The organism is Gloeomargarita sp. (assembly GCF_053491055.1).
On the sequence record NZ_JBRCEP010000094.1, the window covers coordinates 1 to 20,533 of the forward strand.

Here is a 20,533-nt window from a genome sequence, read left to right on the forward strand (position 1 = left end):
CCGTCTCGTCAATAAATACCAGACTTTCTCTCCCATACTTCTTGATTAATTCTCTCAATGTGCGCAAGTATAACATTCTATCGGAATGATTTCTTTCTCGATACCGAAACTGTTTTTTTCTCCTGATATTTAGCCGTTTCAATTGGTAATATATTGAGCTGGGTACCACCCCAAACTCTTGTGCTCTTTGCTTCAGGGTCTTATCGGGGTACTTCGCCACATCTTGCGCCAGTCTGGCAATATCAATTTTCCTCTTCCTTCTCACGACTCTGATGGGCTCCAGATTGGGTTTATCGAGCCACCGGTACACAGTTGTTCTGTTAATGCCGAAGATGCGCGCCGCTTTGGTGATACTATTCCCGTTCTCAATGAAACTTATCACCTTCTTCCGTAAATCCAGGCTGTAACACATTCTGATTCTCCTCCTTGATTCTCACCTTCCTCCCCATCTTACACCCTCCTCTCATAAAATGTTGCATTTTCAATAAAAATGACTATGTTTGTATCATTGGGCATTCGGGCTGTGGCAAATCCACCCTGCTCAACCTGGCGGCGGGCTTTATCCAGCCTAGTAGTGGCGAGGTGCGTTTGCGGGACAAAATCATTACCAAACCGGGACCGGATCGGATGGTGGTCTTTCAGAACTATTCCCTTCTGCCCTGGTTGACCTTATTTGAAAATGTCTTTTTGGCGGTGGATGCGGTTTATCCCCAAAAACGGCTCCCGGAAAAACGGGCAATCGTGCGGGAGTACCTGAATCTGGTGGGTTTAGGGGAGGCGATGGAGAAAAAACCGCCGCAAATTTCTGGGGGGATGAAACAGCGGGTCGCCATTGCCCGGGCGTTGGCGATTCGACCGGAGGTGCTGTTGTTGGATGAACCCTTTGGGGCGTTGGATGCGATTACCAAAGAGGAACTCCAGGAGGAATTGCTCACCATTTGGAACCGTTCTAAGGCGACGGTGCTGATGATCACCCACGATATTGATGAGGCGTTGTTTTTGGCGGACCGCCTGGTGATGATGACCAACGGGCCAGCGGCGACGATTGGGGAAATTCTTACCATTCCCTTTGACCGGCCCCGCAATCGGGAGCGGATTTTGGAAGACCCCCGTTACTACGACCTGCGAAACCAGGCCCTGAGTTTTCTGTACGAACGCTTTGCCCACCGGGAGTAAGGGCGGTCGTTGGGTTGGTTATTCACCGCCGGGCACTGATGCCCTAGGCGATGGGTTGCACGCCCAACCGTTTCCAGGCAAAGTAATAACCAGTGGGTTCAGGCGCGCAGGGGATGGCAGTGGACGGCTGTCGGTCGGATTGGCAGATCGAGGAAGTGCAGGCGATTTATGAGCAACCGCTTCTGGAGTTGGTGTCCCAGGCCGCTGCCGTCCATCGCCGGTACCATCCCCGGCGGGATGTGCAGGTGTGCAAGTTGATTTCGATCAAAACGGGGGGCTGTCCTGAAGACTGCGGTTACTGTGCCCAATCGGCGCATTACGCGACAGGAATTGCCCCGCAGCCTTTGCTGAATGTGGCGGAGGTCGTCGCCATTGCCCGGCGCGCGAAAGCCCAGGGGGTCAGCCGGGTTTGTTTGGGGGCCGCCTGGCGGGAGGCCCATCCGGGGAAGGCGTTTGACCAGGTGTTGGAAATGATTCGCCAGATCACTGCCCTGGGGTTAGAAGTGTGCTGTACGCTGGGCATGCTTACGGAAACGCAAGCGCAACGGCTGAGCGAAGCGGGTTTGTACGCCTACAACCACAACCTGGACACCTCCCGCCGCTATTACCCCCAGGTGGTCACCACCCGCACCTACGACGACCGGTTGCAGACCCTCGCGCGGGTGCGCCAGACTCCTATCACCCTCTGTTGCGGCGGGATTTTGGGCCTGGGCGAAACCCATCAGGATCGGATTGAGTTGTTAACCACCCTGGCCACCCTGCAGCCCCACCCGGAATCCGTGCCGATTAATATCCTCTCGCGGGTGGCAGGTACCCCCTTGGCAACGCAAGCGCCGGTGCCCTTTTGGGACGTGTTGCGGGTGGTGGCGACCGCCCGGATTCTCATGCCCAAGAGTGACATTCGGCTGGCTGCTGGGCGGGCGCATCTGAGTCCGGCAGAACAGGCGCTGGTGTTTCTTGCGGGGGTGAATTCGATTTTTTCCAGCGATGACGGTCAGATGCTCACCCGCACCACCCCCTGCCCCAGCTACCAACAGGACCAAGAATTGCTCCAGCAGTTGGGCTTAACCCCCCGCCCACCCCGTTTCCCGCCAAGGGATGGGCGCAAGGAGCGCCAGGGTGATTGAGGGCTGCCGCTGCCTGAACGTGTGGGTTGGACGGGCCAAGGGGGGATGGAAACCTCCCGCTGCTATTTCCCCGTCCCAAACTCAGTACAATAAAAGCAAGCGCAAGGCAAGGAGTAGGCATGAAGGTTTGGATTCGTGGCGGTTTGGTGCTGAGTTTGCTGCTGGGGACAGGGGCCGGGTGGTCGCTGGGGGTTCCTCCTGCCATCGCTCAGGGGATGCCTGCCAAAGAGATTGCCGAACAATTGAAAACGGTGCCGGTATTTACGTTGCTTGACAGTACGGGCAAACAAACCCTGACGGTCAAGGTCAGCGAAGGGGGCAAAGAGAAAGAAATTACCCTGTTTTTCTTTAGTCCCCAAGATGCCCAAAATGCCCTGCAACGGGTGCAAGCCCAAAATCCGGCGCTGGCCAAGGGCGCCCAGATTCGCGCGGTGGGGCTGGATAAAGCCTACGAATTGGCCAAATCCCTACAACAGAGTAAAAATGAACGGTTGGATGTGAGTTTTCAACCGGAAGCAGCCCAGGTGGAGGCGGCGTTAAAGATTCTTCAGGCCAGCGGGCAAAAAGCGGATAAATTCCCCGGTATTCCCCTGTTTTTCATCACGGGTGGTCCACAACAGGCCCAACTGACCATCCAGATCAATGACCGCCAAAGTGGCAAAACCGAGGAGATGGCACCCATGTTTTTTAGCCGTCAGGATGCGGATGCCTTTTTGGCGGAAGTGAAAAAACAGGACCCGAAAATTGGGGAATCGGCGAAAATTCAGGTGAGTAGCCTGGATCGCTTGGTGGCGCTGATGGAGCAAAAAAATGACCCGCAACTGCGGCAGTTGTATTTTGTGCCCTCGAGCGCTGCCATCCGGTTTATCCAGCAGCAGGGGAGCAACCGTCCCCCAGCGCAGCCCTCCCCTGTTCCTCGTCCCCAACCGCAAACATCGCCATCGCCCAAGCCCCAGGGATGACCCTGCGGGAATGGTGGCAGCAACAACGCCAACGCACCCCGGAACTGGCGGCGGAACTGGATTGGTTGGTGCGGCAGGTCACGGGCTGGGATACGCTGACGCTGCGGTGGGGCGCCTCCGGGGGGGAAGAATTTCTCCCGCGCCTGCAAACCCTGTGGCACACCTACACCCACACCCGCCAACCCCTGCAATATCTGACGGGGGTGACCCCTTGGCGGGATATGACCTTGCGGGTGGCGCCGGGGGTGTTGATTCCCCGCCCGGAAACGGAATTGCTGGTGGATGTGGCGGTTGCCTGGGCCAAAACCTGGGGATGCACCCGCGGGCCTTGGGTGGATTTGGGCGTAGGTAGCGGCGCGATTGCTCTGGGTTTGCTGCGGGCGTTGCCGGACATTCATCTCTACGGGGTCGATTGCAGTCCCATGGCCCTCCAGATCGCGAAGGAGAATGCGGTGGCGCTGGGCTTGCACGACCGGCTGACTTTGCTGCTGGGGGATTGGTTTGCGCCTTTGGCGGCGCTACGGGGGCATATCCTAGCGATGGTCAGCAATCCCCCCTACATTCCCACCGGCTTACTCCCCCATCTGCCGCCCGAAGTCCAACACGAACCCCGTGTGGCCTTGGACGGCGGTGCGGATGGCCTGCAGCACATCCGGCATCTGGTGCACACTGCCCCTGCCTATTTGCAAGACGGGGCGCTGTGGTGTGTGGAAACCATGAGCGGTCAAACCCAGGCGGTGGTGGCCCTGCTCCACCAACAGGGCGGCTATCGGGACATCCAGGTGCAACGGGATTGGGGGGGGCACGACCGCATCGTTATTGCGCGTTGGAGTGGGTCATGATCGTCAATTTCCCTAGCTTAATCCTGGCAGCGCGACGGGGGGAGGTGGTGAGTTTTCCCACCGATACCGTACCGGCATTGGCAGTCCAACCGGAGTACGGCAGCAAAATTTACCACTGCAAAAAACGCCCCCCGGACAAACCCTTGATTCTCATGGCCGCCGACTGCGCCGCCTTTTTGCCTTGGATTGCCCCTGACCTGACCATTCCCTGGGTTGCCCTGGCGCAGACCTATTGGCCGGGAGCCTTGACCATTGTCTTACCCGCCAGCGACCGGGTGACCGCGGCGATTAACCCCCACCGTACCGGCACGATTGGGTTGCGAATTCCCCAGCATCCCCTTGCCCTGAGCCTCCTGCAGCAAACGGGGATTTTGGCCACCACCAGCGCCAATTATTCGGGGGAGCCACCCCTGCTAACCGCCGCTGCGATTGAGGCGGCCTTTCCAGAAGTAGCGGTTCTCCACGGGGAGTATGACGGCTCCGGCCAGCCCTCCACAGTCGTCACCTGGCACGAAGGAACGTGGCAGGTCCTCCGCCAGGGCACGGTGGTACTGGCATAAAAAACCCCTCTGGGAGAGGGGCCGGTCACATCAGGGGCTAGAAGCTAAAGGTGGAACGAATCGCCCCCACCAACACCGTCGGGTTGGCCGCATTCCCCTCCGGGTTGAAGATGGCAATGATACCGGGGGTGATGGAGAGGTATTCCGTGAACTTAAAGCGGTAGGAAGCCTCCAGGAGAACGGGAACGTCATCCGTCCTGGCGGCGGTAAAGCCATTGGCCACCAACCCCCGGCTGCTGCTCAGGTAAGGCGGCGCACCCACCACCAGTTGCGCTTGCGACCCCTTGGTGCCCACATCCGGGAAGGCAAACACCAACGCATAGTTCAGAGCCGTCCCCGAAGCATCCAAGCCCGCCACCACGTCATGGAACCAAGTCGCGCCAAACCAACCCCCCAGGATAAAGTTCTTCAAGGGTTGCCACTTGAACTGAAACCCCAGATTGTCCGCTTGGGTAGCCACCGCATTCAACGCATTCACCGCGGCCGTGCCCACCCCACCGCCATAGTTCAGCGCCAACCCCGAATCCGGGTCACTGCCGCTGCGAATATACAGCAAACTCAAACCCAAATTATCCGTGGGATAGCCCGTGAGCTGGGCATAGGCGTTAAACGAAGAGCCAAACAACCCCTCCGTACCCCCACCGGCTGCCGGTGTAAACGCCCCCAAACCCGCATTCCCGTTCGCCAAATAACCAATCGAGAAATTGAGTTTGCCGTCAAAGAAATCGTAACCAAAGCCGGCCCCCACCCCCAGAGCCAAGTTTTGGTTGTACAGCGGGTTGCGCAGACCAAAGGCCGACAACGCCCCCTGACCATCATCATTCAAGGGGCTAAGGGTGTCCACGTAGTCGTTCACCCCGCCGCCGTAGCCCGTAATAAAAATCTTGCCCTTGTCCGCCAACACCGGGAAGCTGTAGCTGAGATACCACAGACCGGCGGCGCCACCGCCTGCCCGGTTCAAAAAGCTATAACTCAAAGCCGAGCTATTGGTGCCCGTTACCGCTGCCGCCCCCGCACCCAGGGGCACATCATCCATCTGGATCGTGGTCAGCAACAGGTCTTTGCCGGTGAAACTGGTGTTGAAATTCAAATTCACCCGGTAGCCAAAGGTCGTCGCATCCAAAACATTACCGTTGGTCCCTTGCGCCACCCCCCTGGCAACAGCCTGACGGTTGGCCCCAAACGCCCCCTGCACACCGAAAATCACCTGGCCGGTCAACTTGGTCGTCGTGGAAAATTGCTGCGCTTCCAAGGTGGCCGTCCGGGCTTCCAACGTATCCACCCGCCCCCGCAACAGCGCCAGTTCCGCCGCAAATTCCTCCTGCAACCGCTGGATGAGCTTCATGTCCTCCTTGGTGACCAAATTCTCCACCGAGGCGGCAATCAACTCATTAATCCGGTCCAAACAGGCATTCAACCCGGCAGCAAACTCATAACGGGTGGTCGCCCGCCGCCCCTGATACGTCGGCGGATTGGTCGGCAAACCCACAATACAGCCGTAGCGCTCCACCAGCGATTGCAACGCCAAAAACGCCCAGTCCGTCGGCTTTACATCCACAAATTCAGAAACCGAGGTCACCTGCCCCAACTCGCTATCTTCCTTGAATTCCCGAATGTACTCCCGCACCTGATGAATCGACTCACGGACGCTTCTTGTGGTCGTCTGGGCTGGCGCTGCCCCTGCCATTGCCCAGGACACCCCCATCGTCAGGGAACCGGCAGCCAACAATTTGGGTAGAAATGACTTCGACATGGTTTGACCTCACACCAAAACAAAAATCAATCAACTACCAGCGAATCCCGCTCCTAAACCGCATAGACATCAGTTTAAGACAAGTTTATGTCCTTTGGCAAGGGCAGGAAACGGTAAAAAATAATACATTTTTGTCCAAAGTACACCAGAATCGGCGTCGGGCCTAGAGGCGTTGGCTGATTTGTTTGGCCAGGTCAAAGTCTTTTTGGGTCAAGCCGCCCGCGTCGTGGGTCGTGAGGGTAATGACCACCCGGTTGTAGGAAATAAAAATATCGGGGTGATGCCCCATTTGTTCTGCCGGTTCGACCAGGGAGTTCACAAATTTCATTGCCGCCACGAAATCTGCAAACCGATGCTCCCATTTAAGGGTGTTGCCTTCGACCTTCCAGCCGGTGAGGGTGGCGGCTTGGGCGTTGATTTCTTCAGGGGTGAGCAAGCTTGCCATTATACGAACCTCCACAAGTGACTTGGGCATCTACATTCCTTGTAATATACAAGCAGACCTAATGCCACCTAATTTTTTCACCCATGAGGAGGCGCAAGTCCTTGGCGGTTGTGGCCCTGCTGGGGACGGTGGTGCTGGGGGGCAGCGGCCAAACGCAGGTAGAGCCGTGGCAACCGCTCAGCGCCATTACCCGCGCGCAAGCGACCTATTACCGACGTTATCGCCGGTTTACATCGGCGTTGGCTCCCTTGGAGCGGTTGGCGAGGGTGCGTCTGTTGCCGGGGTACACCTATGCGATTCGGACAACGGTGCGGGGCGCGTACCTTTACGCCATTCCGACCGGTGCCTCCCGCCGTCCTATGGTGAGTGCCATTTTTGTTGACCCGGCGGCACCTGGCCCCAACAAGATGACCATGGTGGTTTGTGGCGCCGAGGGGCCTGGTCGTTTTCGTCCGGCGGACCCGATTTTTCGCCCAGGGGCCGACCCGGTGACCCGCAAGGGACAGATTGCCTGCGGCGAAGGGACGGTGATTGTGGATGGGCCGTTTACCCTATAGCTGCCCCAACAGGGGATGGGTCTGGGGAATCACCCGCACCCGGGGCAGGTAGTCCTGGGCCAGTTTTTGCCAATGCAATACCTGGGCGGGGGTGGGCGCTAGACTTGCGGCCCGGGGCGTCACCGGTTGCAAAATTACCAATGTCTCCGGGGCGATGGCGCGAATCATGGCCAGGGCGGTTGCCAATTCCCCTTCCTGGGTGCGCCGGTCCACGACCATCTTGACAAAGGTTTCCACTCCGGCGGCCACCGCCTGGGCCAAAAATGCCTGGTGCGCCTGGTGGTGGGTTTCGCCGCTGACGCTCGGCAATTTGTAGTCCATCGCAATCACCTGCACCCAGGGCAACACCTGCGCCAATTCCTGGGGCCGATGTCCCCCCGTTTCCAGGTAAATAGGCAGGGGAATCTGGGCGGTGATTACGGGTAACCAGGCTGCCAAAAAATCGGCTTGCAGTAGGGGTTCCCCGCCGGTGATGCTAATGGCCTGATGCCGCCCCCCCTGAAACTGCCGCTGCAACCAGGCGAGTATTTGCGAGCCGGTGACCGGATTGGCGACCTGCTGAAAATCCCGCTCGCCAGGAGTTTGTTCCACCCGCGCATGGGTCGAGGGACGCCAGGTATGGGGGCTATCGCAAAACCGACAGCGCAGGTCACAGCCCCCCAAGCGCAGAAAAATCTGCCGTTCGCCCACGTAGGGGCCTTCCCCTTGAATGGCAGAAAAAATTTCGACCAGGTGGGCAGTAGGACTCATGGCCGGACAAGAAATTCCGCTTCGCACCCCTGGGTAACCCAAATGCCTTGGGTGTCAAAGCCCCAGGTTTGGTGGGCGCGACAGGGACGCTGGCTGAGTTGCCGCTGGAGCAATACCCCCCTGCGGGTATCGGCGGGACAACGGACATAGGTGCCATCTGAGGAACGGCACACCACGAGGGCCTCCTGGGCGGGCCGGTCGGGAACCGTCGTCGGGCTGACGAGAAATTCCCCCCGACAGCCGTTGCTGACCCAGATGCCCCGCTCGTCATACCCCCAGGTGCGATTGGGAATACAGGCCGCCGTACTCAATTGCCGCTGCAGGGTGACTGTCGCTGCGCGCGTCGGCACCGGACAATCCGCGCGCCGGTTGTGGACGGACGCACAGCGAATCACCTGTTCGGTCGGGGGAGCCGCCCCGACCCCTACCAAAAACTCGCCCGCACAGCCTTTGTCCACCCAAATCCCCTGTTCCTGCACACCCCAAGTGCGATGTTCAATACAGCGGGTATTGCTGAGTTGGCGCGCCAGCCGCACGCCCCCGCGGGTATCCACTTGACACAACTGGTATTTGTAATTCAGGGAACGACAGGTAAGCGTAGTCGGCCCAACCGCGACGCGAAAAACCCCGCGACAGCCCTTATCCACCCAAATCCCCTGCTCGGTCACGCCCCAGGTGCGATGTTCGATACAAGGGGCATTGCTCAACTGCCGTTGCAGGGTCACCCCCCCACGCGTATCCGTGACGCAGGTGGTGTAGCGGTTGTTGACGGATTCACAAGTCAGGGTGCGGGTTGCCGTAGCCCTGGTTGCCACCGGCCAAAACACCATTGGCCCTATGATCAAACCGGCTATCCCTGCCAGCGATAACCCCGTTTTCACCGGCAACCCTCCCAACGCAGAACGTCTTCTAGGTCTCCAGGGTGACATACTCATGACATCGCAAGGTAAAAAAGGCAGTTTGGGAGTACCGCCCTAGCGCTGTGAACCGGCCAGCACCCTCACAGGCTTCCTCCATGCCGATGTGACGTTGAGAAAACCGTTTTTGTGCCCCATCAGTTGCGCACGGAACCATCGGGGAGGCGGGTCTCTTGATACGTTACTTCGGCGATAAAGGCCTGGTTCAAGGTCGCCCCGGTCAGGTTGGCCTTGGTCAGGTTGGTATTGACCAACACAGCGCGGGTCAAATTGGCGCCCTGAAGGTTGGCTCCGGTCAAATTCGCACCGATGAAACTCACCCCCGTCAAATTGGCGCCCTGAAGGTTGGCTCCGGTCAAATTCGCACCGTCTAAGCTGGCATTGCTCAAGTCAGCTTCCTGGAGATCGGCGCCGCTGAGATTGGCCCGACTCAAGGCGGTGCGGTTAAAATCCCGTTCTCCCGTCCCCAGCTTGGCGCCCCGCAAATTCGCCCCCCGCAAATTCACCCCAATCAAATTCAACCCCCGCAGGTCGGCGCCGCTGAGGTCACAGTTGACGCATTCGCGGGTGTTTTTGAGCCGCTGGAGTGCCTCCGGCTGCGCCTGCCCAGGCTGAGCGACCAATACCAGCGCCACTGCGACCCCTACCAGTTGCCCCATCGTCCCCACACGCCACCCCCACCTAAGAAACCTGCTCTAGCATCAACTTCGACCGTTTCAGCGCATCCGGCACCGGAATCGGGTAATCCCCCGTAAAACAGGCCGAGCAAAAACTCTGGGGCGCCGTTCCTGTGGCTGCCAACATCGCCCCCCAACTCAAATAGGCCAGGGAATCCACCTCCAAATGCTGGGCAATTTCCCGCACCGACTGCCGCGCGGCAATCAATTGGTCCTGGCTGTCTGTATCAATGCCGTAAAAACAAGGATGGGTCACCGGCGGCGAGGAAATCCGCATATGCACCTCCCGCACCCCTGCCTCACGCAACGCCCGCACCAACTTGCGACTGGTCGTCCCCCGCACAATCGAATCGTCCACCACCACCACCCGTTGCGATTGCAGCACATCCCGCAGCGGGTTAAGTTTCATGCGAATCCCCGTCTCCCGCATGGTCTGGGTGGGCTGGATAAACGTGCGCCCCACATAGCGGTTTTTGATCAACCCCTCGGCGTAGGGAATGCCGCTGGCGTGGGCAAACCCAATCGCGGCGGGTACCCCCGAATCCGGCACGGCGATCACCAGGTCCGCCTCTGCGGGGGCTTCCTGCGCCAACAATTCCCCCAACCGCCGCCGGTAGGCATACAAACTCTGCCCCTCCATTACACTGTCCGGGCGGGCAAAGTAAATCAGCTCAAACACACACAACTTGCGCTGGGCCGGTTGCCACTGCCCACAGGTAAACCCCGCCGGCGTGAGCCACACCCATTCCCCCGGCTCGACCTCCCGCAGGTAATCCGCCCCAATAATATCCAACGCACAGGTTTCCGAGGCCAACACCAACCCCCGCTCCCCCAAGGTGCCCAACACCAAAGGCCGCACCCCATAACTATCCCGTATCCCCAAAATCCCCTGGGGTGTGCCAATCACCACACTAAACGCCCCCTGACACTGCCGCGCCATCTGCACCGCCCCGCCAACCCAGTCTGCGCCCGCATCTATTGCCTGCGCCAACACCTGCGCCATGATTTCTGAATCCGTCGTCGCCTGCAGGGGATAACGTTGGGGGGGCAACTGCTCCCGTAATGCCAATGTATTGATTAGATTGCCGTTGTGGGCCAGGGCCAAATCCCCCAAACGGGTGCGCACCACCACCGGTTGCGCGTTCACGACCCGACTGCTGCCTGTGGTGGAATAGCGGTTGTGCCCCACCGCCCACTGCCCTGGCATGGCCTGCAAAATGTCCTCCCGAAACACCTGGGACACCAGCCCCATTTGTTTGTAGCAATGCACCTGTCCCTGGTCAAACGTGGCAATCCCCGCCGATTCCTGCCCCCGGTGTTGCAGGGCATACAGCCCAAAATAGGTGAGCTTGGCGACCTCCTCCCCCGGCGCGTACACCCCAAAGACCCCGCAGGCCTCTTTGGGCTTGTCTGACGGTGTGTGCATGAACGCCCCTGTTAATTCGTGTTTAACCCTATCTTAACCCGGAAGTGGTTCCACCTTTAGGGTATCGTTCGCGGCGGTGAGCGGCCAGTGCTCTTCCCGGTTCAGAGGGGGGATTGGGAGCGGGAGGCCGAGCGGTCGGCGAGCAGTTTACAGCCTGGGAAAGCGCCGGTGGATATAATAAGAGGTTGGTTCGTGAACGCCTCCCGATCCTCATCTTCGTTGAGTAAACACAACATGGCTTACGCCACCTACCTGCCGATTAAGCTAACAAACCCGTTTAGGTTCAGAGTTTTTCTCAAAACATCGGGAAGTTCATGCCGCTAACAAGTGGGATACGACGAACTACGAACCAACTAATTTACGACCACAATTTGGCATCAGCGACAAATAGTTTGCAATACCAATGCACGAGGCGGGAATCGAACCCACATACCGGCGATTATGAGTCGCTTGCCTTACCAGTCGGCCACTCGTGCGGGCTGATAAAATGGCACTGGCTATCTTAACAAAATCATGGTGCAGACCAAGCGGTGGTTAGGAATCCTCACCCTGGTTTGGGTGGGATTGGCGTTCGTTGGCGGTGGCGTTGCCAGTTGGTTTGGGTATCGCCTTGGCCAGGAGGCGTTGCGTAGGGTGCGTCAGCCGGTGCTGAATCCGGTTGCCGATGTGCCCCATCCTACCAGTGCCGGCGACGACCCGGAACCCTTTCGTCTGCTGGATGAAGCGGCGGTGATCCAGCAGGTGGCTGTGGTGATGGGGACCGGCCAAGTGGCACCCATAGGAACCCCAAGCCCTGCCACGCATACCCGTCTTCCCTTGCTGGCCGTGCAAGAAGGCGGTGTCTTGATTGCCCTGGAGCAGATCGAGTCGGTGGGCAACCAAACCGTGCTGACCCTACGGATTCAAAATGAACGGGCGACGGCGGTGCAATTGCAACGGCAGTTCATCGTGCGGGATGACCAGGGCAATATCCTTGACCCGGAAGTGACCGGCTTGCCCGTGCAGTTGGCGCCTGGGAATCAGGCAACGGCGGTGCAGGTGCGCCTCCCGGCGGGTTTGCCCAAGGTGCGGGTCGGGCTGACGGAAATCGGACAGACAATTCCCTTTGTAGAAATTCGGGATATTCCCCTGCCAGGGGCACAACCGGTTGCCTCCCCCACGCCCGGCCATTAGTCGCTCGGCTCTGGCGGCCCGGCGGGTTGACTGCGTAGGTACTGTAAAAAATCCAGCAACTCCTGATCACTTAGGTCCTGGCGGCTGTTGCGGCCATAGGTGCGGCGGAGATACTCCCGGCCCTGGGCATGGCTCCAGCCCAACCGCTTCATCTCTGCCGTCGTCTGCGCCAAGATGTCCAACACATCCAGTTTGGGCGGCGTGGGCGGGGGAGTTGGGGCCGCCACCGCCTGGGGTTCTGGGGTGGGGGGCAGTACCGGGGAGGGGGTGAACCCCAGCGCCAGCAACGCCCGTTCCCGCGCCCGGTCTTCTGCCGCCTCCAGCGTCGGGCCACTGCCCAACCCGGTCGCCAGGGTGACTCCCTCTGCCTGCACCGTCACCCGCACCAAGTACTGCCCCTGATAAATCTGGAGCAGTTCACTCAGCAGGCATCCTTGCGGATACCGTTGGCGAAATTCCCCCAGCACCCCCTCCGGTTACCCCTGACCGGTAATCTTACTGATAAACTCGCTAAATTCCTGCACCACTGCCTTGCGGGACTCCGCCATCAGCAAATAGCGGGCGGCAAACCACAACCCCAGAATTTCGAGAACTGCGGGCAGAAAGGGAATGGCATTGATGATCCCCAACACCCCGGAGACCAACACCAGCGCCAGCACCGCCAGAGATACCAGCACCACCGCCGTGATGGTCTTGCGCTGTTCGCCCAAGAAGGCTTGCACCTTTTCCCAGGCCGGTCCCAGGAAACTCAGGGAATCTGCCACGCTTTGCCGCAAGGAGTCCACCAACGAACTGCCCGTCGCCGGTGCCGCCACCGATTCTGCATCGGGAGCCACTTCCGGCGTCGTTTCGGCCACATCGGGGGTTTGCATCTCCGATTCCATCCCACCTACCTCATCAAGACTGCTTGATGCGACTTTACCCCCCCACGGCCCCTGCCGGCAAGCGTTCGTGAAGATTCCTAACCGTCCTCAGCGGAACATACTGCTGACGGAACTGTCCTCATGCACCCGCCAAATCGCCTCCCCAATCACATTGGCCACCGAGAGGATTTTCAGTTGCGGGAAACGCTTCACCGGCGGTATCGGAATCGTATTCGTCACCACCACCTCGGTAAACATACTGTCGGCCAACACCTCCGGCGCCCGCCCGGAAAAGACCGCATGGGTCGCACAGGCATACACCGCCTGCGCCCCGTGCTCCAGCAACAGTCGCGCCCCCTGGGCCATCGTGCCCCCGGTGTCAATCATGTCGTCCACCAAAATCGCCGTCTTCCCGCGCACATCCCCAATGATGTTGAGCACCTCCGCCACATTGTGCCCCTGGCGCCGCTTGTCAATGATGGCCAAGGGGGCATCGTCCAGTTTTTTGGCAAACGCCCGCGCCCGCGCCACACCCCCCACATCCGGCGACACCACGACAAAATCCTTTAACCCCTTACTCACAATATACTGCTGTAACACATTGCTGGCATACACATGGTCAAAGGGAATATCAAAGTAGGCTTGAATCTGGGCCACATGCAAATCCATCGCCAGAATGCGGCTGGCGCCCGCCTGGGTAATCAAATTGGCCACCAATTTGGCGGTAATCGCCTCCCGCCCCGCCGTTTTCCGGTCCGCCCGCGCGTAGCCATAGTAGGGAATCACCGCCGTAATCTGCCGCGCCGAAGCCCGCCGACAGGCATCAATCATAATCAACAGTTCCATCAGGTGGTCATTCACCGGATGGCAGGTCGGCTGCAACAGGTACACATCGCACCCCCGCACCGACTCCTGAATCTGCACGTACAATTCCCCATCGGAGAAGCGCTTGCGGACAATCGGCCCCAAATCCACCCCCAAATAGCGGGCAATTTCTTCGGCCAAGGGCACGTTGGCCGAACCCGCCAACAGCCGCAACCGACTGTGGTCACTGGCCACCGGCAAGGGGGACGGCAGGGAACGGGGAGTTTGTAACACGGCTACACCCCAGAAACGCAACCAAGGCTACCTGTCATCCTATCATTTCTGCCCCCAAATCCTGGGGCAACTGCGCGGGCTAACGCCGGGTGCGCCGCCGTTTTAGGAAATCAGGAATATCTATCTCCGGCGGTGGCTCCTCCGGTTTGGGTTTGACCTCGGTGCTGGGGGGGGTCGGGGGCACGGGGGTCACCGGGCGCGGCTGGGTGCGGGGTAATGGCCCGCCGCTGGCTGGGGTCGGCTGGAAACCCGTGGCAATCACTGTAATCCGCACCTCCCCCTGCATCCGTTCGTCCAACACCGCTCCAAAAATGATATTCGCATCCGGGTCCACCGCCTGGTAAATGCTTTCTGCCGCCGCATTCACCTCGTGCAGGCTTAGGTCATGGCCGCCGGTGATATTAAACAGCACCCCCTTGGCTCCCTGGATCGAGGACTCCAGCAGGGGCGAGGCAATTGCCATATTGGCTGCTTCCGTCGCCCGCCCTTTGCCCGAAGCGATGCCAATGCCCATCAACGCCGACCCCGCATCGGCCATGATCGCCTTCACATCGGCAAAATCCACATTCACCAGCCCCGGAATCGTGATGATGTCCGAGATGCCCTGCACCCCCTGGCGCAAAATGTCATCTGCCACCCGAAACGCCTCCTGCACCGGCGTTGTCTCGCCGATAGTCGTCAGCAGCCGGTCGTTGGGAATCACAATCAGGGTATCTACGCGGCTTTGGAGCATACTGATCCCCTCTTCCGCCTGGGCCGCCCGCCGTTTGCCCTCGAAGGTGAAGGGACGGGTGACAATGGCCACCGTCAGCGCCCCCAATTCCTTAGCCACCTCCGCCACAATCGGCGCCGCCCCCGTGCCGGTGCCGCCGCCCATGCCCGCTGTGATAAACACCAAATCCGACTGGTCCAGGGCCGCCATAATCTCTTCGCGCGACTCCTCAGCGGCCTTTTGCCCAATGGCGGGATTGCCCCCGGCGCCCAGCCCACGGGTCAGCTTTTGGCCGATTTGCAGCCGCTTGACATTCACCGCCGCCTGGTGCAACGCCTGGGCGTCCGTATTGATCATCCAAAACTCAATGCCGCTCAAATTGCCTGCGACCATGCGGCTGACCGCATTCCCTCCGCCGCCACCAACCCCGATGACCTTAATCCGCGCTAAGTTACCGGGGACGATCTCATTGGTGTATGTCACAGCCTCGACCTGTTCATCAATGGGTATGATGGTTGATTCCCCCTGGACCAGAACGGCGCCGTCGGTTGGGGTGGCCACCGATTTGCCCGCCGCAAATCCTGGAACGTTACCCTCATATATAGACATTATCCGTGCCCAATGGCAAATGGGTGCTGGTCAGCCACAGTAATTTTCTCCCTAACATAGTAGAGGGTTGGCCGTAAACAAGAAACTGGTATGGTGGTTTCCTTCCTGGTGGCATTCTACCCCCTTATTCCCCCGACGGTATGAACTGGCAGGAAGCTTTGGGCATGGCTGCCCGCACCTTGGTCGCCCACCGGCTGCGCAGTCTGTTGACGGTGTTGGGCATGGTCATCGGCAATGCGGCGGTCATTGTCATGGTGGGGGTGGGGCAGGCGGCGCAACGCTATACCCAGGACCAGTTTGCCTCGCTGGGCACCCATGTCCTGTTTGTGGTGCCGGGGCGGGAGGATGCGCGCCGCCGGGGGATTGAACCGCCTGCGACGTTGACCTGGGAGGATGCCCAGGCGATTGCCCAGCAGGTGCCTGCGGTGCGTTGGGTGGCGGCGCAGATCAGCGACAGTGTTGTGGCAACCTACGCCAGTCGCACGACCCGCACCAATGTCACGGGGACGGAGCCGGATTTTTTTCGGGTGCAGAGTTTGGACCTGGCGCAGGGGCGGTTGTTTACCGAACTCGATTTGCAACGGCACAGCCGGGTGGTGGTTCTAGGCAGCGACTTGGCGGCCAAATTGTTTGGGGCGCGCCCACCCTTGGGGCAGCGCATCCGCCTGCGGCATGTGAGTTTTGAGGTGATTGGGGTGTTGGCGCCGAAAGGGGCGTTTTTGGGCACCAACCGGGACGATGCGGCTTACATTCCCCTGACGACGATGGCCAACCAACTTACGGGTCGCCGTTCTCCCTATGGCCTGACGGTGGGGTTTATTGCCGCGTCCGCCTGGGATGAGGCGAAAGTCAGCGCTGCCCAGTTCCAAATCACCAATTTGTTGCGGCGTCGGCATAAGATTACGGAGGAGGATGATTTTTATATCCGCACCCAAAAAGAGGCGGTGGCGATTGCCGGGAATGTCACGGGGGTGTTGACCATTGTGCTGGCGGCAACGGCGGCGATTTCCCTGCTGGTGGGGGGGATCGGGATCATGAATATCATGCTGGTTGCGGTGACCGAGCGCACCCAGGAAATTGGGCTACGCAAGGCGATTGGGGCGACGGAACGGGATATTGGGCAGCAGTTTTTGCTGGAGGCGGTCTTGTTGGCGACGGCTGGGGGGGTGTTGGGGACGGCGGTGGGCGCTGCCGGCGTGGTGGGCCTGGCCCTGGTGACGCCGTTGGCAACGCAGGTGTCTTGGCAGGCCGTGGTTCTGGCGGTGGGGGTTTCCGGAACCATTGGTCTGGTGTTTGGGGTGGCCCCGGCGCAACGGGCGGCGCAACTGGACCCGATTGTGGCCTTACGCAGTGTGTAGCAGGGAGGGCCGATGGGGGCGTTAATTCGCTTGGAGCGGGTCAGCAAAATCTACGGCCAGGGGGAAAATGCGGTCTGGGCCTTGCGACAGGTGTCTCTGACAATTGCGGCGGGGGAATACTGCGCGATCATGGGGGCTTCGGGTTCGGGCAAGTCCACGGTGATGAACATCATCGGCTGTTTGGACCGGCCCACCAGCGGAGATTACTACCTGCAGGGGGAAAATGTCGCCAACTATACGGCAAACCAACTGGCGCAGATTCGCAACCGGCGGATCGGGTTTGTGTTTCAGCAGTTTCATCTGTTGCCCCAACTTACGGCTTTAGAAAATGTCATGCTGCCGCTTATTTATGCAGGCGTACCGGCTCCCGAACGGCAACGCCGGGCGCGTTTGGCGCTAGAGCAGGTGGGGTTGGGGCATCGCTTGGGGCATAAACCCAACCAACTGTCGGGCGGGCAACAGCAACGGGTGGCGATTGCGCGGGCGATGGTCAACCAACCGGCGGTGCTGTTGGCGGATGAACCCACCGGGGCTTTGGATTCCCGCACCAGCCAGGAGGTGATGGAACTGTTTGCCCAACTGCACCAGGCGGGGGTGACGATTGTCATGGTGACCCATGAACCGGAGATTGCCCGGCGCGCCGAACGGATCATCTGGTTTCGGGATGGGCAGGTGTTGCAGGATGACTTGCGACCGGAGGAGGTTCTGCACGCTGTGTTGACGATGTAGGGGGAGCATCCTGACGGTGAGCCGTTGGCCGCATCTGTACGTTGCGATGAGTGCCCATGGCCTGGGGCACCTTAGCCGTACCTTGGCGGTGATGCAGGAGTTGGCGGTGTGGCAACCCCAGGTGCAATTTACCTTTGTGACGGAAGCGCCTGCTGCTGTGCTGCAGCGTTACTTCCATCACCCGTTTCACTACCGGCCCGTGCGGTTGGATGTGGGGGTGGTGCAGCAAGACAGTTTGGTCCAGGATGTGGCGGCGACCCGCTTGGCTTTGGAGGCGCTGGCCCGGCACACGGAACGGCGGGTGGCTCAGGAAGTGGCCTATATTCAGGAAACCGGTGTGGATTTAATTTTTGCTGATATTCCGGCGATGGCGGGTTTGATTGCCCACCAGGCGGGCGTTCCTTGCCTGATGGCAAGCAATTTTGGTTGGGATTTTATCTATCGGCATTGGGGAGAAGATTTTGGGGAATTGGCTGACCAGTATGCCGTTGGGTATCGCTATTGTCAGCGGTTATTTCGTTTGCCGTTTTGTGAGGCGATGTCGGCTTTTCCAAACCCTGTGGATGTGGGACTGACGGGACAAAAGCCGCAGGTGCCGCTGGCGGTGCTACGCCGGGAGTTGGCCGTGACCACGCCCCCAGAACGGACGGTTTTATTGGCGTTTGGGGGGTTGGGCATCCAGGGCGTGCCCTACGCGGGTTTGCATCAATTTCCCGACTGGTGTTTTCTGAGTTTTGACCCGCAGGCGCCTGCTTTGCCTAACCTGCGCCGCTGTCATGCCGGTCCCTTTCGCCCTGTGGATGTGATGCCTTTGTGCGGCAAGGTGGTGACCAAACCGGGCTATAGCACCTATTCGGAGGCCTATCGTCTGGGGATACCCATCTATTCCCTGGAGCGAAGGGGATTTGCCGAGGCGGAGCTGCTGTTGGCCGGTTTGCAAACCTACTGCTGGCATCAGGTGATCAGCGTGGCCGAGTTTTACAGCGATCCCTGGGCCTTTCTCACCCGTGACCCCCTGCCACCGCAGTCGCCGGAGCGGTTAGCCACCGATGGCAACGAGAACATTGCCGCCCAGGTGCAGGCTGTGCTCAAGGGCTGAGCAGCCGCTGTAGGGCGCGAAATTGTTTAGAATTGTTAAAAATCCTGGTTTCCCTACGCCTTGGGCTGCCTATGTTAAAAACGCCCGTTCCCCCTGACCGACCACTGGTGGCTCGTGAATGGGTGGACAAAAAGCGTGTGCCGCGCTGGTGGGTGGGACTCGGCGTGGGGGTGTTGTTGGTGGTGGGGGTGTGGGGGTATCGCCAACGGCCGCCAAAGTCACTTGATATCAGTACATTGACGGTACCGGTGATGGTGCGGGATTTGACGGTGCGGGTGACGGCCAGTGGGCGGGTGGAGCCGGTGCAGCGGGTGAATCTCAGCCCCAAGGTCTCCGGGCGGCTGGCGGCGCTGTATGTGGAGCAGGGGGATGTGGTGCGCCAGGGGCAGGTGATTGCCCGGATGGACGACCGAGAATTGCGGGCGCGGCAGCAGGAGGCGTTGGCGAATTTAGCCCAGGCGCAGGCGCGGTTACAGGAACTGCAGCGGGGGAATCGCCCGGAGGAAATTGCCCAGGGGCGGGCGCAGGTGGCGGCAGCGCGTTCGCGGTATGAATTGGCCCGCCAGCGGCGTCAGCGGAACGAGGAACTGTTGGCACAAGGGGCGATTGCCCAAGACACCTTGGATGCGGCTCTAACAGAAGAAGCGACGGCAGCCGCCGCCTTACAGGAAGCCGAACGGCGACTGGCGGTGTTGGTGGCAGGCACAAGGGCGGAGGCGATTGCTCAGGCCCAGGCCCAGGTCGCTGCGGCGCGGGCACAACTGCGGGCGATGCAAATCCAACTGGCCGACACGGTGATTCGAGCGCCTTTTAGCGGTGTGATTACCCAGAAATACGCGTCCGTCGGGGCCTTTGTCACGCCCAGCAGTTTTACGTCTGCCACCTCTTCTGCGACTTCCAGTTCCATCGTGGCTTTGGCGAGTAGGTTGGAAGTGATCGCGCGGGTAGCCGAGACCGACATCAGCCGGATTCGGGCGGGGCAAAGGGTGGAGATTCAGGCCGATGCCTACCCTGGCGAAACTTTTCGGGGGCGGGTGCATTTGATTGCGCCGGAGGCAGTGGTGGAGCAGAACGTCACATTTTTCGAGGTGCGCGTGCAGTTGCTCAGCGGGCAAGACCGTCTGCGGGCAGGCATGAACGTGGATGCGGTTTTTGTTGGGGAAACCTTACCCAAAACCTTGACCGTTCCGACGGCGGCAGTGGTGACCGAGCGGGGGAAAACAGGCGTCCTGGTTCCAGATGCCCAAGGCAAACCCAAATTTCAGCCGGTGGTTTTGGGCGTGACCTTAAATGAATACACTCAGGTCGTGCAGGGTTTGCGCGCTGGAGAACGGGTATTTGTGGATTTGCCCAAGGGAATTGTGCCTGGTCGTTAGGTCATTTTTGGCAGGGTTTTGGCATCAGACTATCAATCAAAATGCTTATAAATTCTCCGGGTCAATCCCCCGCGCTTTCAGACGGTTGATCAAATCCAAACGCATTTGGCGTTCCTGTTCTTTTGCTGTCAGTAATTCATCTGGGGTCAATAATTTTTCTCCATTATCCAGGCGATAGAAATAAATCAATTGCCCTGCCGGTTCCAAACGTAACCCCAACACCTCACTGATGTTGTCCCGAATAGGAATGTAATTCTCTTCCACCAAACGATAGCCCAACAGTTGCTGAGGAATCCATTCCCCCTTCGGGTCAAACAACCAATA

At 59.5% G+C, this 20,533-nt stretch carries 21 protein-coding genes, 1 tRNA gene and 2 pseudogenes; 11 read left to right on the top strand and 13 right to left on the bottom strand.

All coding sequences use genetic code 11. The features are described 5' to 3' along the window. Window positions 1-412 (bottom strand): IS630 transposase-related protein (locus ACWISF_RS10575; protein WP_448381551.1); only part of this gene is annotated, 412 nt, incomplete at its 3' end. Window positions 413-492: 80 nt separating this feature from the next. On the opposite strand from ACWISF_RS10575, the pseudogene ACWISF_RS10580 reads away from it, so the two are divergent. The 5 genes and pseudogenes from ACWISF_RS10580 to ACWISF_RS10600 all read left to right on the top strand — a co-directional run. Continuing rightward, window positions 493-1,176 (top strand): annotated as a pseudogene (locus tag ACWISF_RS10580) (nitrate ABC transporter ATP-binding protein); the annotation flags it as partial. Window positions 1,177-1,289: 113 nt separating this feature from the next. Then, entirely contained in the window at window positions 1,290-2,303 is a 1,014-nt protein-coding gene (gene bioB / locus ACWISF_RS10585) for a biotin synthase BioB (protein WP_448381552.1), read from the top strand. Between the two features lie 119 nt (window positions 2,304-2,422). Continuing rightward, a complete protein-coding gene (locus ACWISF_RS10590) occupies window positions 2,423-3,265 on the top strand; it encodes a Tic22 family protein (RefSeq protein WP_448381553.1) in 843 nt (280 codons plus the stop codon). Next, window positions 3,262-4,107, top strand: coding sequence for a peptide chain release factor N(5)-glutamine methyltransferase (prmC, locus tag ACWISF_RS10595; protein ID WP_448381554.1), 846 nt, complete (start codon window positions 3,262-3,264; stop codon window positions 4,105-4,107). Before ACWISF_RS10590 ends, prmC begins: the two co-directional genes overlap by 4 nt. Then, entirely contained in the window at window positions 4,104-4,667 is a 564-nt protein-coding gene (locus ACWISF_RS10600) for an L-threonylcarbamoyladenylate synthase (RefSeq protein ID WP_448381555.1), read from the top strand. Before prmC ends, ACWISF_RS10600 begins: the two co-directional genes overlap by 4 nt. A gap of 37 nt (window positions 4,668-4,704) precedes the next feature. Here ACWISF_RS10600 and ACWISF_RS10605 read toward each other — a convergent pair whose 3' ends face one another. Beyond that, the gene (locus ACWISF_RS10605) at window positions 4,705-6,420 is read right to left on the bottom strand and encodes an iron uptake porin (RefSeq protein ID WP_448381556.1); all 1,716 of its coding nucleotides are present in this window, start codon (window positions 6,418-6,420) and stop codon (window positions 4,705-4,707) included. Window positions 6,421-6,583: 163 nt separating this feature from the next. Next, window positions 6,584-6,865, bottom strand: a complete 282-nt coding sequence (locus tag ACWISF_RS10610) for a 4a-hydroxytetrahydrobiopterin dehydratase (protein ID WP_448381557.1) — start codon at window positions 6,863-6,865, stop codon at window positions 6,584-6,586. Between the two features lie 83 nt (window positions 6,866-6,948). On the opposite strand from ACWISF_RS10610, the gene ACWISF_RS10615 reads away from it, so the two are divergent. After that, window positions 6,949-7,422, top strand: a complete 474-nt coding sequence (locus tag ACWISF_RS10615; RefSeq protein WP_448381558.1) for a type IV pilin-like G/H family protein — start codon at window positions 6,949-6,951, stop codon at window positions 7,420-7,422. Here the strand turns inward: ACWISF_RS10615 and ACWISF_RS10620 are convergent. The 5 genes from ACWISF_RS10620 to ACWISF_RS10640 all read right to left on the bottom strand — a co-directional run bounded on the left by ACWISF_RS10620 (window position 7,417) and on the right by ACWISF_RS10640 (window position 11,668). Next, window positions 7,417-8,172, bottom strand: a complete 756-nt coding sequence (locus tag ACWISF_RS10620) for a 7-carboxy-7-deazaguanine synthase QueE (protein WP_448381559.1) — start codon at window positions 8,170-8,172, stop codon at window positions 7,417-7,419. The two genes, ACWISF_RS10615 and ACWISF_RS10620, sit on opposite strands and share 6 nt — an antisense overlap. Then, complete coding sequence (locus ACWISF_RS10625; protein WP_448381560.1) at window positions 8,169-9,053, bottom strand: DUF3011 domain-containing protein; 885 nt, start codon at window positions 9,051-9,053, stop codon at window positions 8,169-8,171. Before ACWISF_RS10625 ends, ACWISF_RS10620 begins: the two co-directional genes overlap by 4 nt. Window positions 9,054-9,226: 173 nt before the next feature. Next, a complete protein-coding gene (locus tag ACWISF_RS10630) occupies window positions 9,227-9,748 on the bottom strand; it encodes a pentapeptide repeat-containing protein (protein ID WP_448381561.1) in 522 nt (173 codons plus the stop codon). Between the two features lie 22 nt (window positions 9,749-9,770). After that, window positions 9,771-11,192 carry an amidophosphoribosyltransferase gene (purF, locus tag ACWISF_RS10635; protein WP_448381562.1) on the bottom strand — a complete coding sequence of 474 codons (1,422 nt, stop codon included), beginning with the start codon at window positions 11,190-11,192 and terminating at the stop codon, window positions 9,771-9,773. Between the two features lie 404 nt (window positions 11,193-11,596). After that, window positions 11,597-11,668: transfer RNA gene (locus ACWISF_RS10640), tRNA-Ile, on the bottom strand. A gap of 37 nt (window positions 11,669-11,705) precedes the next feature. Here ACWISF_RS10640 and ACWISF_RS10645 point away from each other — a divergent pair. Then, window positions 11,706-12,365, top strand: coding sequence for a hypothetical protein (locus ACWISF_RS10645; protein ID WP_448381563.1), 660 nt, complete (start codon window positions 11,706-11,708; stop codon window positions 12,363-12,365). Here ACWISF_RS10645 and ACWISF_RS10650 read toward each other — a convergent pair. From ACWISF_RS10650 to ftsZ, 4 genes are all read right to left on the bottom strand, one after another. Continuing rightward, window positions 12,362-12,832, bottom strand: coding sequence for a hypothetical protein (locus ACWISF_RS10650; RefSeq protein WP_448381564.1), 471 nt, complete (start codon window positions 12,830-12,832; stop codon window positions 12,362-12,364). The genes ACWISF_RS10645 and ACWISF_RS10650 overlap by 4 nt on opposite strands. Window positions 12,833-12,841: 9 nt before the next feature. Further along, complete coding sequence (locus ACWISF_RS10655; RefSeq protein WP_448381565.1) at window positions 12,842-13,249, bottom strand: CAAD domain-containing protein; 408 nt, start codon at window positions 13,247-13,249, stop codon at window positions 12,842-12,844. Window positions 13,250-13,336: 87 nt separating this feature from the next. Beyond that, the gene (locus tag ACWISF_RS10660; protein WP_448381566.1) at window positions 13,337-14,326 is read right to left on the bottom strand and encodes a ribose-phosphate pyrophosphokinase; all 990 of its coding nucleotides are present in this window, start codon (window positions 14,324-14,326) and stop codon (window positions 13,337-13,339) included. A gap of 79 nt (window positions 14,327-14,405) precedes the next feature. After that, complete coding sequence (ftsZ, locus tag ACWISF_RS10665) at window positions 14,406-15,647, bottom strand: cell division protein FtsZ (RefSeq protein WP_448381567.1); 1,242 nt, start codon at window positions 15,645-15,647, stop codon at window positions 14,406-14,408. 140 nt (window positions 15,648-15,787) lie between these two features. Between ftsZ and ACWISF_RS10670 the strand changes: the two genes are divergently transcribed. The 4 genes from ACWISF_RS10670 to ACWISF_RS10685 all read left to right on the top strand — a co-directional run bounded on the left by ACWISF_RS10670 (window position 15,788) and on the right by ACWISF_RS10685 (window position 20,209). Beyond that, complete coding sequence (locus ACWISF_RS10670; protein ID WP_448381568.1) at window positions 15,788-17,005, top strand: ABC transporter permease; 1,218 nt, start codon at window positions 15,788-15,790, stop codon at window positions 17,003-17,005. 12 nt (window positions 17,006-17,017) lie between these two features. Continuing rightward, a complete protein-coding gene (locus ACWISF_RS10675) occupies window positions 17,018-17,734 on the top strand; it encodes an ABC transporter ATP-binding protein (protein WP_448381569.1) in 717 nt (238 codons plus the stop codon). 16 nt (window positions 17,735-17,750) lie between these two features. After that, window positions 17,751-18,833 (top strand): glycosyl transferase, encoded by a 1,083-nt coding sequence (locus ACWISF_RS10680; protein WP_448381570.1) that lies wholly within the window; start codon window positions 17,751-17,753, stop codon window positions 18,831-18,833. Window positions 18,834-18,970: 137 nt separating this feature from the next. Next, window positions 18,971-20,209 (top strand): efflux RND transporter periplasmic adaptor subunit, encoded by a 1,239-nt coding sequence (locus ACWISF_RS10685; protein ID WP_448381571.1) that lies wholly within the window; start codon window positions 18,971-18,973, stop codon window positions 20,207-20,209. A 45-nt stretch (window positions 20,210-20,254) separates the two neighbouring features. Here the strand turns inward: ACWISF_RS10685 and ACWISF_RS10690 are convergent. Further along, window positions 20,255-20,533, bottom strand: a pseudogene (locus tag ACWISF_RS10690) (Uma2 family endonuclease); the annotation flags it as partial.

Bases quoted from the DNA above. Each gene is read 5' to 3' on its own strand.
- ACWISF_RS10645 (WP_448381563.1), top strand. From the start codon at position 11,706: ATGGTGCAGACCAAGCGGTGGTTAGGAATCCTCACCCTGGTTTGGGTG.
- ACWISF_RS10675 (WP_448381569.1), top strand. From the start codon at position 17,018: ATGGGGGCGTTAATTCGCTTGGAGCGGGTCAGCAAAATCTACGGCCAG.
- purF (WP_448381562.1), bottom strand. From the start codon at position 11,192: ATGCACACACCGTCAGACAAGCCCAAAGAGGCCTGCGGGGTCTTTGGG.
- ACWISF_RS10615 (WP_448381558.1), top strand. From the start codon at position 6,949: ATGAGGAGGCGCAAGTCCTTGGCGGTTGTGGCCCTGCTGGGGACGGTG.
- ACWISF_RS10630 (WP_448381561.1), bottom strand. From the start codon at position 9,748: ATGGGGCAACTGGTAGGGGTCGCAGTGGCGCTGGTATTGGTCGCTCAG.
- ACWISF_RS10605 (WP_448381556.1), bottom strand. From the start codon at position 6,420: ATGTCGAAGTCATTTCTACCCAAATTGTTGGCTGCCGGTTCCCTGACG.
- ACWISF_RS10610 (WP_448381557.1), bottom strand. From the start codon at position 6,865: ATGGCAAGCTTGCTCACCCCTGAAGAAATCAACGCCCAAGCCGCCACC.
- prmC (WP_448381554.1), top strand. From the start codon at position 3,262: ATGACCCTGCGGGAATGGTGGCAGCAACAACGCCAACGCACCCCGGAA.
- ACWISF_RS10670 (WP_448381568.1), top strand. From the start codon at position 15,788: ATGAACTGGCAGGAAGCTTTGGGCATGGCTGCCCGCACCTTGGTCGCC.
- ACWISF_RS10600 (WP_448381555.1), top strand. From the start codon at position 4,104: ATGATCGTCAATTTCCCTAGCTTAATCCTGGCAGCGCGACGGGGGGAG.
- ftsZ (WP_448381567.1), bottom strand. From the start codon at position 15,647: ATGTCTATATATGAGGGTAACGTTCCAGGATTTGCGGCGGGCAAATCG.
- bioB (WP_448381552.1), top strand. From the start codon at position 1,290: ATGGCAGTGGACGGCTGTCGGTCGGATTGGCAGATCGAGGAAGTGCAG.
- ACWISF_RS10655 (WP_448381565.1), bottom strand. From the start codon at position 13,249: ATGGAATCGGAGATGCAAACCCCCGATGTGGCCGAAACGACGCCGGAA.
- ACWISF_RS10590 (WP_448381553.1), top strand. From the start codon at position 2,423: ATGAAGGTTTGGATTCGTGGCGGTTTGGTGCTGAGTTTGCTGCTGGGG.
- ACWISF_RS10620 (WP_448381559.1), bottom strand. From the start codon at position 8,172: ATGAGTCCTACTGCCCACCTGGTCGAAATTTTTTCTGCCATTCAAGGG.